General features: G+C 64.7%; 15 protein-coding genes. 5 read left to right on the top strand and 10 right to left on the bottom strand.

Annotation, left to right across the window (positions count from 1 at the left end):
• Positions 1-19 precede the first annotated feature (19 nt).
• From RRX38_RS17135 to RRX38_RS17125, 3 genes are read left to right on the top strand one after another with little or no spacing between them, the layout of a single operon-like run.
• Positions 20-391 (top strand): YcfL family protein, encoded by a 372-nt coding sequence (locus RRX38_RS17135; RefSeq protein ID WP_315960036.1) that lies wholly within the window; start codon positions 20-22, stop codon positions 389-391.
• A gap of 38 nt (positions 392-429) precedes the next feature.
• A complete protein-coding gene (gene lpoB / locus RRX38_RS17130) occupies positions 430-1020 on the top strand; it encodes a penicillin-binding protein activator LpoB (RefSeq protein WP_295472183.1) in 591 nt (196 codons plus the stop codon).
• A gap of 3 nt (positions 1021-1023) precedes the next feature.
• Positions 1024-1776, top strand: coding sequence for a penicillin-binding protein activator LpoB (locus RRX38_RS17125; RefSeq protein ID WP_315960035.1), 753 nt, complete (start codon positions 1024-1026; stop codon positions 1774-1776).
• A gap of 69 nt (positions 1777-1845) precedes the next feature.
• Here RRX38_RS17125 and RRX38_RS17120 read toward each other — a convergent pair whose 3' ends face one another.
• The 3 genes from RRX38_RS17120 to RRX38_RS17110 form a co-directional block, all read right to left on the bottom strand.
• Positions 1846-2478, bottom strand: a complete 633-nt coding sequence (locus RRX38_RS17120; protein ID WP_295472186.1) for a LysE family transporter — start codon at positions 2476-2478, stop codon at positions 1846-1848.
• A gap of 111 nt (positions 2479-2589) precedes the next feature.
• Positions 2590-3183: a mechanosensitive ion channel family protein gene (locus tag RRX38_RS17115; RefSeq protein WP_295472188.1), complete on the bottom strand. Its 594-nt coding sequence runs from the start codon at positions 3181-3183 to the stop codon at positions 2590-2592.
• A gap of 15 nt (positions 3184-3198) precedes the next feature.
• Positions 3199-5109 (bottom strand): ATP-binding cassette domain-containing protein, encoded by a 1911-nt coding sequence (locus RRX38_RS17110; RefSeq protein ID WP_315960034.1) that lies wholly within the window; start codon positions 5107-5109, stop codon positions 3199-3201.
• A 46-nt stretch (positions 5110-5155) separates the two neighbouring features.
• Between RRX38_RS17110 and RRX38_RS17105 the strand changes: the two genes are divergently transcribed.
• A complete protein-coding gene (locus RRX38_RS17105) occupies positions 5156-5632 on the top strand; it encodes a TIGR02444 family protein (RefSeq protein WP_315960033.1) in 477 nt (158 codons plus the stop codon).
• Here RRX38_RS17105 and RRX38_RS17100 read toward each other — a convergent pair.
• Entirely contained in the window at positions 5629-6621 is a 993-nt protein-coding gene (locus RRX38_RS17100; protein WP_315960032.1) for an AlgP family protein, read from the bottom strand. The genes RRX38_RS17105 and RRX38_RS17100 overlap by 4 nt on opposite strands.
• A gap of 259 nt (positions 6622-6880) precedes the next feature.
• Between RRX38_RS17100 and RRX38_RS17095 the strand changes: the two genes are divergently transcribed.
• A complete protein-coding gene (locus RRX38_RS17095) occupies positions 6881-7555 on the top strand; it encodes an FKBP-type peptidyl-prolyl cis-trans isomerase (RefSeq protein ID WP_295472197.1) in 675 nt (224 codons plus the stop codon).
• A gap of 105 nt (positions 7556-7660) precedes the next feature.
• Here RRX38_RS17095 and rsd read toward each other — a convergent pair whose 3' ends face one another.
• From rsd to hemC, 6 genes are all read right to left on the bottom strand, one after another.
• Positions 7661-8122, bottom strand: a complete 462-nt coding sequence (gene rsd, locus RRX38_RS17090; RefSeq protein ID WP_295472199.1) for a sigma D regulator — start codon at positions 8120-8122, stop codon at positions 7661-7663.
• Positions 8123-8288: 166 nt separating this feature from the next.
• Positions 8289-8801, bottom strand: coding sequence for a disulfide bond formation protein B (locus RRX38_RS17085; RefSeq protein ID WP_315960031.1), 513 nt, complete (start codon positions 8799-8801; stop codon positions 8289-8291).
• A 224-nt stretch (positions 8802-9025) separates the two neighbouring features.
• Positions 9026-10270, bottom strand: coding sequence for a heme biosynthesis protein HemY (locus tag RRX38_RS17080; protein ID WP_315960030.1), 1245 nt, complete (start codon positions 10268-10270; stop codon positions 9026-9028).
• Entirely contained in the window at positions 10267-11379 is a 1113-nt protein-coding gene (locus RRX38_RS17075; protein WP_295472204.1) for a uroporphyrinogen-III C-methyltransferase, read from the bottom strand. The genes RRX38_RS17080 and RRX38_RS17075 overlap by 4 nt, the downstream gene beginning before the upstream one ends.
• Positions 11380-11427: 48 nt before the next feature.
• The gene (locus tag RRX38_RS17070) at positions 11428-12204 is read right to left on the bottom strand and encodes a uroporphyrinogen-III synthase (RefSeq protein WP_315960029.1); all 777 of its coding nucleotides are present in this window, start codon (positions 12202-12204) and stop codon (positions 11428-11430) included.
• Positions 12201-13142 carry a hydroxymethylbilane synthase gene (hemC, locus tag RRX38_RS17065; protein WP_315960028.1) on the bottom strand — a complete coding sequence of 314 codons (942 nt, stop codon included), beginning with the start codon at positions 13140-13142 and terminating at the stop codon, positions 12201-12203. Before hemC ends, RRX38_RS17070 begins: the two co-directional genes overlap by 4 nt.
• Between the last annotated feature and the right edge of the window lie 275 nt (positions 13143-13417).

The raw sequence follows: 13417 nt of genomic DNA, 5'->3' as shown, positions 1-13417 counted from the left end.
CTTCGACGGAGACTCCGCAATGCGTACCAAGATCCTCGCCGCCCTGGCCCTGGCGCTGCTCGCCGGTTGCGCCACCCCGCCGCCACCGGCGCCTGGCAGCGCGGCCAGCAAGATCGTGCCCATGGGCGACTTCAAGAACATCGAAGTCGGCGCCATTCGCGTCGCCCGCGAAAACGGCTTCCTGACCGTCAAGGCGCAGCTGAGCAACACCAGCAGCCGCAACAGGACCCTGTACTACCGCTTTGCCTGGCTGGGCAACGATGGCTTCCCGGTGGCCGATGAAGAAACCTGGAAAACCCTGCCCCTGTACGGCTCGCAGAGCGTCGTGCTGCCCGGTATCGCACCCGTGCCACGGGCCACTGACTTCCGCATCGAAGTCAACACGCCTTGATCCGTTTTCCCTTTTGCCAAGTTGAAGAGAACACCCGCATGTCCTTTATCCGCCTTTGCTCCATCGCCGCCATCGCCCTGCTGGCCACCGGCTGCGCCAACAACTCCCCGACCCTGGGCAGCAAGAACATCAGCTACGGCGACACCAAGGCCGTCGAGACCGTGACCAACGAGTTCGGCTCCACCGACCTGCAGATGATCGCTGAAAGCATGACCCGCTCGCTGGCCCAGTCCGGCGTGCTGCAAGGCCGCCCGGTGGTGCAGGTCTATGACGTGAAGAACAAGACCAGCGAGTACATCGATACCCGCGAGATCACCACTACCATCAAGACCCAGCTGATGAAGAGCGGCACCGCACGCTTCGCCAGCGACAACAACCAGATGCAGAACCAGGTCGACCAGCTCAAGCTGCAGAACCAGAGCGGCCTGTACAAGAACTCCACCGTAGCCAAGACCGGCAACATGATCGCCGCCAAGTACCGCCTGGAAGGCGCGATCAGCTCGATCGTCAAGCGCAGCAGCGACTACAAGGACGTCTACTACAAATTCAGCCTGCAACTGATCGACGTCGAGAGCGGTCTGGCCGAGTGGATGGACGAGAAAGAAATCCGCAAGACCACGGAGCGCTAAGCGATGCGTGCATGGATCGGCATCATCGGCCTGCTGTGTGCCTTCGGCGTGCAGGCCGCGCCCAAGGTCGCGGTAGCGGACATGGCCTTCCAGGAACGTGTGGAGCAGTACATTCGTACCGTCTCTGCGCGGGTCAACGAAAGTGCGCATGCCAACGCCTACAGCGCCGGCTACCACGGTTCGGCCAGCTACGACTCGTACGAGGCCCGCTACAGCTACATCGAGCAGGGTGAGCTGCGCAAATTCAGCGGCGACATCAAGGGCGAGATTCTCAAGTCCGGGATGTTCCAGCTGGTGCAGGGCACGCCCTACACCGCCAGCTCCAAGGAAGACGTCTACGACGTGATCCGGCGGATCAAGAACGGCAACTTCAAGGGCGCCGACTACGTGCTGTTCGGCACCGTGTCGGATATCGACTTCCGCCAGGACATCAACGAGCTGGCCAACACCGACAGCTACTCGGCGGTGCTGGGCATCACCCTGGTCGCCGACTTCAGCCTGATCAACACCCGCACCTTCGAGATCACCTCGGCCTTCACGGCGATGGGCGAAGGCCAGGACACCAAGCTGGTCAACAGCCGCGACATCAAGGTCTCGCTCAACCGTGGCCGCGTGGTGCGCGATGTGTCCAAGTCGATCGGCGTGGACGTTACCCGCCAGCTGCGCGAGCAACTGCGCGGCGAAGTGGAATGGGTCGAGCAACCCATGCCACAGAACACCCTGCCCCGTGACGAGGCGCCGCGCATCCTGCGTTGAGCCCCGCCCTCCCCGACTGAAGCCGCTCAACAGGAGCGGCTTCAGTCACGAAAAGCATCCCGGCTGATCTCAGGCCGTTCCGCGATGCAAGGTCGCCAGGAACCCGGCTGCGCCGACGAACAGGCTGGCGAAAGTGCGGTTCAGGCGCTTCTGCTGGCGTGGGGTCCTGAGCAGGCGCAGGACCCTCGACGCCAGGCCGGTGTAGCCGGCCATGACCAGCGAATCCACGGCGACCATGGTCAGGGTGATGATCAGGTATTGGGCCAGCAGCGGCGCGCTCGGGTCGATGAACTGCGGCAGGATGGCCAGCATGAACACCAGCGCCTTGGGGTTGCTGATGTTGACCAGAAAGCCGCGCAGCACCAGCGTGAGAGGACGGCCAATGGGGCGCTCGGCTGAGTCCTGGCTGAGTTCGGCAGGCTGCGCGCGCCACTGCCGCACGCCGAGGTAGATCAGGTACAGCACACCGAACCACTTGATCAGGTTGAAGGCCAGTTCCGAGGCAGCCAGCACCGCTCCCAGACCCGCCGCCACGATGCCGATCTGCACCACCAGCGCCACCTGCAGGCCCAAGGCATTCCAGTAGCCACGCCAGAAGCCGTACTGCAGGCCGCAGGACATCGAGGCAATCGCCCCGGCCCCCGGCGAAAGACTGATTACCCAGCAGGCGGCAAAGAAGGCCAGCCATGTTTCAAGCGTCATCGCACACCTCGATTCGATTCGGATGCCCGTAACGTTATGCCCAATCGGCAAAGGTGACCAGATGTTTATCAGGGCGCTGCCGACCGCCGCACAAGGCAGGTCGGCGGAGGATCATTTCGCTTCGGCAGAGGGCCGGTCGGCAATGACCTGGGGAATCACGTCAGTACCCCGCCAGCGCCGCACGGCCTTCTGGAAGAACTGGCTGTTGGGCACCTGCACCAGCGCACCGCCCTGCTCGGGCAGCTCGATGAGGGTGGTGAACATCAGGTTGATCGCGGTGACCCGGCCCTTCACCCCCGGCTTGTCCAGGGTATCGACCAGTTCCACCACGTCACCGATACGGAACGGCCCGATGGTGAAGATCATCACCGCGCAAAGCAGGTTGGACAGCACGCTCCACATGGCGAAGAACGCCACGGCCGCCACGGCCACGAAGCCGGACAGTGCGGTCCACAGCACCGTGGCCGAAACACCGAGGCGACCCAGCACGATGACGAAGGCGCTGCCCATGATGAACCAGCGCAAACCGCCTCGAACCGGCATCAGCAGCTCCGGCGGCAACGGATAACGCTCGCCCAGGCGGGTCAGAAACCGTCCTACCACGCGCTGGATCAGGTAACCCGCCAGCAGGATCAGAAGGGTCTGTACGCCCAGCCAGATCGGCTCGATCCAGTGTGCGTCCACGGTCCATCCGAATACTTCCATCACCTCACGCCTCGCTTACGACAATGCTTCCAGCTCGGCCTGCATGGTTTCCAGCACCTCCAGTGCTTCCATCCAGCCCTCTTCCAGCTCGGCCTCGCGGCCTTTGAGCCTGGCCTGTTCTGACAACAGCTCGCGCAGTTTGTCCTTGCTGGCCGCCTCGTAGATGGCGCTGTCGGCCAGGCCCTGCTCGATGACCGCGAGCTTTTCCTGCACCTGGCCCAGCTCCTGCTCCAGTTTTTCGGCCTTGCGCTTGTGCGGCGCCAGTTGCTGGCGCAGCGCAGCGGCCTGCTGACGCTGGGCTTTCTTGTCAGTCTTGTCGGCGTTGGCCGGCGCATTGCTGACCGGCGCATTGCGCTGACGGTAATCGGCCAGCCAGCGGGTGTAGTCGTCCAGGTCACCGTCGAACTCTTCGACCCGGCCGTCGGCGACCAGCAGGAAGTTGTCGGTGGTGCTCTTGAGCAGGTGCCGGTCGTGGGACACCACCAGTACCGCGCCACTGAATTCCTGCAAGGCCATAGTCAGCGCCAGACGCATTTCCAGGTCGAGGTGGTTGGTCGGTTCGTCGAGCAACAGCAGGTTGGGCTTTTCCCAGGCAATCAGCGCCAGAGCCAGGCGCGCCTTCTCGCCACCGGAGAAGTTCACCACCGGCTCTTCCAGGCGCGGGCCGCGGAAGTCGAAGCCACCGAGGAAATCACGCAGGGTCTGCTCGCGCTCGGTCGGCGCCAGACGCTGCAGGTGCAGCAACGGGTTGGCCTTGGCATCCAGCGAGTCGAGCTGGTGCTGGGCAAAGTAACCCACGGACAGGTTTTCCCCGGCCTGCAGGCGGCCAGCGAGCGGCTGCAGCTCACCGGCGAGGTTCTTGATGAGTGTCGACTTGCCTGCACCGTTGGGGCCCAGCAGGCCGATGCGCGCCCCGGGTGCCAGTTGCAGCTTGACCTTCTCGAGGATGACCTTGTCGCCATAGCCGAGACGACCTTCGGACAGATCGAGCAGCGGCCGGGACAGTTTGTCCGACTCGCGGAAGGTGAAATTGAACGGCGAGTCCACGTGAGCGGCGGAGAGTTCTTCCATGCGCTCCAGGGCCTTGATGCGGCTCTGGGCCTGGCGCGCCTTGGTGGCCTGAGCCTTGAAGCGCGCAATGTACTTTTCCATGTGCGCACGTTGCGCCTGCTGCTTTTCGTAAGCCTGTTGCTGCTGCGCCAGGCGTTCGGCGCGTGCACGCTCGAAGGCGCTGTAGCCACCACGGTAAAGGATGATCTTGCGCTGCTCGACGTGGGCGACATGGTCGACCACCGCATCGAGGAAGTCGCGGTCGTGGGAGATCAGCAGCAAGGTGCCGGGGTAGCCTTTGAGCCAGTCTTCCAGCCAGAGGATGGCGTCGAGGTCCAGGTGGTTGGTCGGTTCGTCGAGCAGCAGCAGGTCAGAGGGGCACATCAGGGCCTGGGCCAGGTTCAGGCGCATCCGCCAGCCACCGGAGAAGCTGCCGACCTGGCGCTCCATCTGCTCGTTGCTGAAGCCCAGCCCAGCCAGCAACTTGCGGGCACGGGCGTCGGCGGTATAACCGTCGGCGCTGTCGAACTCGGCGTGCAGGCGCGCCAGGGCGGTGCCGTCCTGAGCCGCCTCGGCTTCGGCCAGTTGGCGCTGGATCTCACGCAGGCGCACGTCACCGTCGAGGACGTAGTCGACGCCCAGGCGCTCCAGGGTATCGACCTCCTGGCGCATGTGTGCGATACGCCAGTCGGCGGGCAGCCGGCAGTCCCCGGAATCCGGATGCAACTCACCACGCAGCAGGGCGAACAGGCTGGATTTTCCGGCGCCGTTGGCACCGATGAGACCGACTTTCTGGCCGGCGTGCAGGGTCAGTTCAGCGCCTTCTAGCAGACGCTGCGGACCACGCTGTAAGGTAAGGTTTTCAATTCGAATCATGATGGCGGCGGAGTCTACCAGCTTCGTCCCGGACAGGTGGACCACTATGCCTGCGGATCTATGGAGTTTCACCCTCGATTTCTACGCCCGGCCAGGTGTCGAACAGGCCTGCCTGAGACTGCAGGACGAAGGTGCCGACGTGTGCCTGCTGCTGTGTGGCGTATGGCTGGGTAAACGGGGCGTGGCCTGCACGCCACAACGGGTCGACGCGCTCGTCGCGCTGGCCGGGCCCTGGCAGGCCGACGTGGTGACGCCGCTGCGCGGCTTGCGCCGGCAATGGCGCACGGCGGCGCAGCAAGACAGTGCACTGGCTGACCTGCGTGAGCAACTCAAGAAACTGGAGTTACAGGCGGAACGGCAACTGTTGGCGCGTCTGCAGCAGTTGACCAGAGAGTGGCCTATCGACGAAGCGACGGATGTGCAGGACTGGCTGCGGACCTTGTGCGGCCCGCAAGCCTGCCAGGAGCACGACGCACTGCAGAGGCTGTGCGCCGCGCTCGAAGACGCCGGGGGGCAAGCTTAAGCGTTGTTGCCTGGCGTAGCGCTGTTGGCGGCCACAGGGGTCGCGGCCGGAGTGGTCTCTGGCTTGCTGGCCGCAGGGGCGGTAGCGGCTGGCGCCTGGGAGGCAGCGGGCTTGGCTGGCGCCTTGGCAGCGGCAGGCTTGGCAGCAGCAGCTTTGGCCGGCGCCTTGGCGGCGGCAGGCTTGGCAGCAGCGGCTTTGGCCGGGGCCTTGGCGGCAGCGGGCTTGGCAGCAGCAGCTTTGGCCGGCGCCTTGGCGGCGGCAGGCTTGGCAGCAGCGACTTTGGCTGGGGCTTTGGCGGCGGCGGCTTTGACTGGAGCCTTGGCAGCGGCAGGCTTGGCGGCGGCAGCTTTGGCCGGGGCCTTGGCGGCAACTGGTTTGGCGGCAGCAGCTTTGGCCGGCGCCTTGGCAGCGGCAGGCTTGGCCGCAGCAGCTTTGGTCGGCGCCTTGGCGGCAGCAGGCTTGGCCGCAGCGACTTTGGCCGGCGCCTTGGCGGCAGCAGGCTTGGCGGCAGCGACTTTGGCCGGTGCCTTGGCAGCAGCAGGCTTGGCGGCAGCGGCTTTGGCCGGTGCCTTGGCAGCAGGCTTGACCTCACGGCTGCTGAGCACTTTGCCAACAGCCTCCTGCACGCGGCCAACGCCCTGTGCCAGCTTCAGGCTTTCCTGCACATCGCGCTTGAGGTGCTGAATGTAGGTACGGGTTTCGCTCTGACGATCCTTCAGCGAATCGAGCAGGGCTTCGAGTTCGTCGACAGCGGATTTGGCCTTGGTCTGGGCCTTGGTCTTGCCGGCAGCGGCGGCATCCTGAATTTTGGTACGCGACTTGTGCAGTTTTTCCTGCGCCTTGACGCGCTGTTTTTCCAGCTTGGCGAGGAGTTTCTCGGCATCGGCCAGGGCTTGTGCGCAAGCCTCTTCCAGATGCTCAAGCAGGCTTCCCGACAGTTGTTGGAGCAAATGCAATGGAGTTTTTACGGGCTTCTTCTTGGCCGACATGATTTACCTCCTGACTGACGAAATTGCGGCCCATACTAGACCTCTGCCTGAAGCGCCGCTAGCTCATCTTGACAGCATTGCAAGTGCGCCGTTGCAGTGTGCGTCCATGGTTTTTGCAAGCCCATGTAGAAACAGCAAAATTTCACCTTGCCGGCGTGCTCATCTCGGCGGACTGCACTGGCATAATCCGCAAGTCACCGATCATTCGGTACCTGTGGACACGCCACGGGTTCCCCACATTTCCGGCCGGAGAGCCTTCATGCCGCGCTACCTGCTATTGCCGCTGTTTCTGCTGACGCCCCTGGCCCAGGCGGCGCAAACCGCTCCTTCCAGCGATGCCCATGACCTCGCCTACAGCCTGGGCGCGAGCCTGGGTGAGCGCATGCGCCAGGAAGTCCCGGACCTCGACCTGGCCGCGCTCATCGAAGGCTTGAAGCAGTCCTACCAAGGCAAGCCCCTGGCGCTCAAGCAAGAGCGCATCGACAAGATTCTCGCCGATCACGATGCCGCCATGACCCAGGCCGAAGCAGCGGGCACCGACTCGCAGACCGAAGCCGCACTGGCCGCCGAGCGTAAGTTCATGGACGCGGAAAAAACCAAGCCGGGCGTGAAGGAACTGGCCGACGGCATCCTGATGACCGAGCTGGTCAAGGGCAGCGGCCCGCACCCTGATGCCAATGGCCGGGTGCAGGTGCAATATGTCGGGCGCCTGCCAGACGGCACGGTGTTCGACCAGAGCAGCCAGCCGCAGTGGTTTCGTCTGGACAGCGTGATCAGTGGCTGGACCACGGCCCTGCAGAACATGCCGGTAGGCGCCAAATGGCGACTGGTAATCCCTTCGGCACAGGCCTACGGGGCCGAAGGCGCAGGCGACCTGATCGACCCGTTCACCCCGCTGGTGTTCGAGATCGAGCTGCTGGCGGTCGGGCATTGAGCCAACGGCAGAAGGTCGCAGGCAAAAATGATGCACAGAGCGGCTGAGTTCTTGCCAAGAAAAAAGGGTGCTTGCGCACCCTTTCTCTTCGACAACCCTGGCCTGTCAGGCGGTGGCGCTGGCCTCTTCGCGATGAGCGTTGTGCAGCACCTCGATCAGGCAGTCTTCAAGTTCGAAACGCTCGTGCAACAGTCCACCGAGCTTCTTGAAGTCACTGGCGCAATCGGACGAGTCACGCTTGTCGCAACGATCGTTGAATGCCAGCGCGAACTGCGTGATGACCTCCAGACGGGGAAACAGGGTATCGGCCAGTTCCAGGCCGCGTTCGTCATTGAACGCCTTGGCCTCGTCGCTCAGCTGTTCATAGACCTCGAAATGCCCCGCTGATACATAGTCGACCAGCAACTGGCAGAAACGCTGCTTGGCCTTGTGGTCGCCAAGCGAGGCAGGCGCCCCGCCCAGTGCATCGTAGGCCTTGATCAGTTCATGGCGCTCATGAAGCCAGCGATCGATCAGTAGATTGACCCCGCCCCAACGCTCCTGAGCATTCTCACAGCTTTCCAGCATGATGTTCTCTCTTCCCTTCAGGGGCTGCAGTCCTGTTGCGACCCCAAGGCTTGTCGCAGCCTTGTGAGCCGAGCCTGAATGGCGTCATGACGGCGAACTTCCGTGACGCATGCGAGCCAGATTATGCCCGCAAGGAAGGGTCATCAAGTTCGAAGGGCGATAAAGTTCATACGGACGTTTGATCCCGACGCCTTACCCGGCGTGCGACTTGCCCGGAAAGGGCGTACAGGCCGGGCAGCATCAGTGCGATGAACAGCAGCAGGCTCCACTCTGGCAGGCTGATGCCGAACAGCGACCAGTTGATCTCGGCGCAGTGCAGTAACTCGGCATGCAGGTCGCCCGGCCCCGCCGGCAGGATCCGCTCCAGCATACCCAGCGCCAGGCCCTTTTCCTCCAGCGCGGAGGTCTGCAGCCAGACCTGCGCACCCGCCACACCGGATCCCGCCAGGGCGGCCAGCAACAACGACAGGGCGTAGAGATTCCAGCCGCGGGCGGCAGGGCGATGCAGGCAGGCCACCAGACAGATCAGCGCACAGCCGGCCAGCAACACACGCTGCCAGCGGCACAGCATGCAGGGCTCCAGGCCGACTGCGTATTGCAGGTAGAACGCCGCGCCCAGCGACAACACGCTCGCGATGAAGCCGAGGAAAAGCAGAACGCGCGTGCGAGCCAGCTGCATGGCAAATCCGTTACAGAGAGGAAAGGCCGCTACGGTAGAGGAAAGCGCCCGCAGCTTTCAAGGCAGGACACTACCGATGCATCGCTGAATACAAAAGGAAAAATACACATACAAAATCAGCATTTTTACTTTGCAGTGTAGGAATGAGCTGAAGCCGAAGTGAGAGCAGGGCTGCCAATGCGGTACATCGACGCAGGGCCGGCGACCGGCCCTGCGTCGATGATTCAGGCGCGGCTCAGCGCCGGTAGCGGGCGCGCCAACAGGCGCTCGTCGAGCATGCCCAGGCCTTGCTGGAACAGCTGGTTGCTGCGCTCGGTTTCGCCCAGCTGGGCCAGCAGGCGTGCCAGCTCGGCGCAGGTTTCCGGGTTGGGCTGCAGACGCAGGCTGCTTTCCAAATAATCCCGGGCCTTGCCCCACAGGCGTCCCTGCAGGCAGATACGCCCCAGGGTCAGCAGCAGGCTGGGGTCATCGGCGTGCGCCTTCAACCAGCCCTCGGCCGCCTGCAGCTGCCGGGAATTGTCAGCGCCTCGCACCAGCCCGTACAAGCGCGCCAGATGGCTGTCATAGCCGCGCTTGAGTGCGGCGCGCAACACTTCTTCAGCTTGCGCCTCAGCGCCCAGGCGGCGCAGTTGCTCGGCATAGGCCAGCACCAATGCCGGCTCCTGGCGCTGCGCGGAACTCAGGGCTTTCCAGGCCTGGTCCAGCGCGGCCAGGCCAGTTGCCTGCGCACCCTCGCCTTCACGCCAGGGCGCCAGGCTGAGGTTCTGCCCCCAGGCACGTCGCTCCAGTTCGGCCAGCTCGGCGGGCGGCAGGACCTTGTCCTTGCGCAGTTCAGGCATCAGGCGGATCAGCGCCGACCAGTCACCACGCACCTGGTGCAGGCGCTGCAACTGGCGCAGCACCTGAGGGTTGTGCGGGTGGCGTTCATGCATGGCCGTGAGGGTCACCAGGGCGCCGTCGGTGTCGCCGCGATCCTGTTGCAACTGAGCATGGCTCAGGGCAATGGCCAGCTCGGCCTGAGGCTGGCGCTGCAGGGCGCGCTCCAGCAGGGTGTCGCACTCCTCGTAACGGCCCTGTTCGTTGGCAGCCCGGGCCGCGCCGAGGTAATAGAGCAGCGGCTGCGGATCGGCCTCGGCAGCACGCTGCAGATGACGCTGGGCGCTGGCCCAGCGGCCTTCGGCCAAGTCCATCTGCCCCTGGGAGACGGCCATTTGCACACGACGCCGACGGTTGCGCCGCGACCATGGATTGACCAGCCCGCCCGAGGTGGTCAGCAGGCCGATCAGCCCGCGCACCACGACCACCAGCAGCCACACGAGCAGCAGCAGCCCCAGCGCCGCCCACAGGCTCGATTCGAAACGGAAGCTCTGGTAGGAAATCAGCACGTAACCGGTGTGCTCGGCCATGGCCACGCCAATCAGCGCGGCCACGGCAATGGCGATGAACAGCAGGACATAGAAGCGTTTCATGGGCTGGTCCCCCGCTGCGTCTGGGCCGGCTGCGAAGCCGCATGACGGCGTTCGAGGTAGGCTTGCACGGCGCTCAGACTCTGCGCCAGATCCGGGGTCACCACCGAAACGGGCTTGTCGGCCAGGCTGGCCAGGCCGTCCGCCAACGCCTTGCTCTGCGGGTTGTCCTTGTTGAAGTTGGCGTCCAGCACGCTACGCGCCTGGGCCACGGCCTTCTTGTAGACCTCGGCCTCGCCGTTCAATGCCGCCCATTGCGCCTGCTCCAGCGCCAGGCTCAGGGCCAGACGGACCTGCTGCAGGCTCTGGCCGGCCAGTACGGGGCGGATGTCCTTGTCAGCATTGAAGTCGATGCGCACGTAATGCGAGATCTGGTCCCACCAGCGCGACCAGTAGCTATCCTCGTGAGGGCCGGAGGTCAGGCCCAGCAGCGACTCGCCCTTGTCCTGATATTCCGGCGCCAAGGCATTGAGCTGCTCAGCCTGCTCGCGCAGCGCCGCCAACTGCAGGAACAGGCCGGTACGGTCAGGCTGCTGGACACTGTGCAACGCAGCCAGGCTGCGCGCCAGCTGCTCTCGGGCGGCGAAAGCGCCCGGGTCGTCCTGCTCGCGAAGGATGTCGTCGGCGCCCTGAACCAGCGCCCGGGCGCTGTTGATGTCCTGCAGGGCGGAAAGGCGCAGGCTGGCCAGGCGCAGCAGGTGTTCGGCCTCGGCCAGGCGCCAGTCCTTGCGGCTGGCGCCCAGCACGGTTTCCAGACGCTGGCTCAGACGCTGCTGGTCGCCTTGCAACTGGGCTACCAGGCGACGGCTGTCTTCGATCTGGTCGGCCGGCGGGAACTGCGCCAGCCGGGCGTTGAGTTGCTGATCGCTGCGGGCCAGCGCCAGCGTCTGCTCGGCGATGTCCTGGACCTGGCTGCGCTGCTGCAGGTGCCCGGCCTGGAGCATGCGCAACTGCCATACCCCCCAGCCGGCCACACCCACACCGGCGATGCCCAGCAGCAGGGCCAGCACTGCCAGGCCACTGGCACGGTTACCCGGACGTTCGGGGCCAGGCGTCGCTGCCGGTGTCTTAGACAGCGTGACTTCATCTTTGGGCAAGGCTGTTTCGCTCACGTATCCATCCTTTGCAGTTAGGCGCCTTCAGAGACGCTACTTCTTCGATCAGTCCGCCTGAGCGGGTACAGGGGTCGCCTGCAATGCGCCCAGCAGGGCTGCGCTGCTGGCGCCACGGCAATCGACCACATGACGGGCGCCAGCGGCACGCGCCAGCTCGGCGACCCTGGGGCTTGGCACGAACAGCGGCAGGTCGGCCAGCTCGGGCCACGACGTGCCCGCCAGCTGCAGCAGATGCTCCAGACCCTGCCCACTGCTGACCACCAGGCCGTTCAAGCGTTCCCCCCTCACCCGCTGCAGCAAGGCGCCAGGCGGGTAGTCGGGCAGATAACGGCGGTACAGCGACAGGTACTCGACCTTCACACCTTGCTCACGCAACTGCTCGGCCATCCATTCGCGGCCACCCTCACCGCGCATGATTAACACACGGCTTCCGGGTATGGCGATTGCCTTTTGCAACGCAGGCACTTCGACCAGCGCTTCGCTGTCATCACCCTGCGTCGACCAGCTGACATCGATCAGGCCGTAGTCGAGCAGGATCTGGCCGGTGCCCGCACCCACGCAGAACCAGGGTTGCAGCGGCGGTTGTGGCCAGATTTCATCCAGCAGTTCCACGGCCAGCCGCGCCGCCGGCTTGCTGACCACGATCACCGCCTGGAAGGTCATCAGGTCGAACACCAGCGACCGCTGCGCATCGCTGAGCGGCAGCGGCGCGGTTTCCAGCAGCGGCAGGCTGCTGCAGGCGACACCGGCCTGCGCCAGCACCTGGGCCACGGCTGCCGACTCCTGCGCCGGGCGGGTCAGCAGCAGACGCCAGCCGCTCATGGCTCGCGAGACCCGCCATACACGGCCTGCAGGATGCGCCCGGCGCCCTGGGCCAGCAGCGCCTCGGCCACTTCCACGCCGAGGGCTTGCGCCGCATCCCTGGAAGCCCGCGCCTCGGCACGCAGCAGCAGGCCGCCCTGAGGCTCGCCGACCAGACCCCGCAACCACAGCTGCTCCCCTTCAAGTACGGCGTAACAGGCGATGGGCACCTGGCAGCCGCCATTGAGATGGCGGTTGAGCGCCCGCTCGGCCATGACCCGTACGGCGGTGTCGGCATGGTGCAAAGGTGCCAGCAGCGCGTGCACTTCAGCATCGGCACTGCGGCATTCGATGCCCACCGCACCCTGGCCACCCGCTGGCAGGCTGTTCTCGATACTCAGGCTGGCGGTGATGCGCGACTCGAAACCCAGGCGGATCAGCCCGGCAGCGGCCAGGATGATGGCGTCGTATTCACCGGCATCGAGCTTGGCCAGGCGCGTATTCACGTTGCCACGCAGGAACTGGATCTTCAGGTCAGGGCGCAAGGCCAGCAGCTGCGCCTGGCGACGCAAGCTGGAGGTGCCGACGACACTGCCCGCTGGCATCGCATCGAGGCTGGCAAAACGATTGGAAACGAAGGCATCGCGCGGGTCTTCGCGCTCGCAGATGCAGAACAGCCCCAGACCCTGCGGGAACTCCATGGGTACATCCTTCATGGAGTGCACGGCGATGTCGGCCTGGTCTTCCAGCAGGGCGGTCTCCAGTTCCTTGACGAACAGGCCTTTGCCGCCGATTTTCGACAGCGGCGAATCGAGCAGTTTGTCGCCGCGACTGACCATGGGCACCAACGTCACCCGCAACCCGGGGTGTGCCTGTTCGAGACGGGCCTTGACGTACTCGGCCTGCCAGAGGGCCAACGCGCTCTTGCGGGTGGCGATGCGGATTTCGCGAATGGACATGGATCGATCCGTACTGGAGGTAAAGACCGCGGATGATAACAGTTCGGCCGTAGCGGCTTGAGTGCTGCCGGCAAACTCCGCCAGAGCCACTGATACACGTCAAGGAACAGGCCAGGCGCAGCCGATACGGTTAGACGCAGCGGCACCGCCTGTGTTCCGACGCCTACCTGGGATCGGGTTTGGACGATAACCGACAGGCGCCGAAAGCGCTTTGTTGAAAACAGCGTTGAAATGCCGATTTACGCCAGAGAGCGCGGACGAACTGCAGATCGTCC

This window comes from Pseudomonas sp. DTU_2021_1001937_2_SI_NGA_ILE_001 (genome assembly GCF_032463525.1).
Taxonomy (GTDB): Bacteria; Pseudomonadota; Gammaproteobacteria; order Pseudomonadales; family Pseudomonadaceae; genus Aquipseudomonas.
Note: the sequence above shows the minus strand (reverse complement) of the source record. Positions and strands in the feature narration are given on the sequence as shown.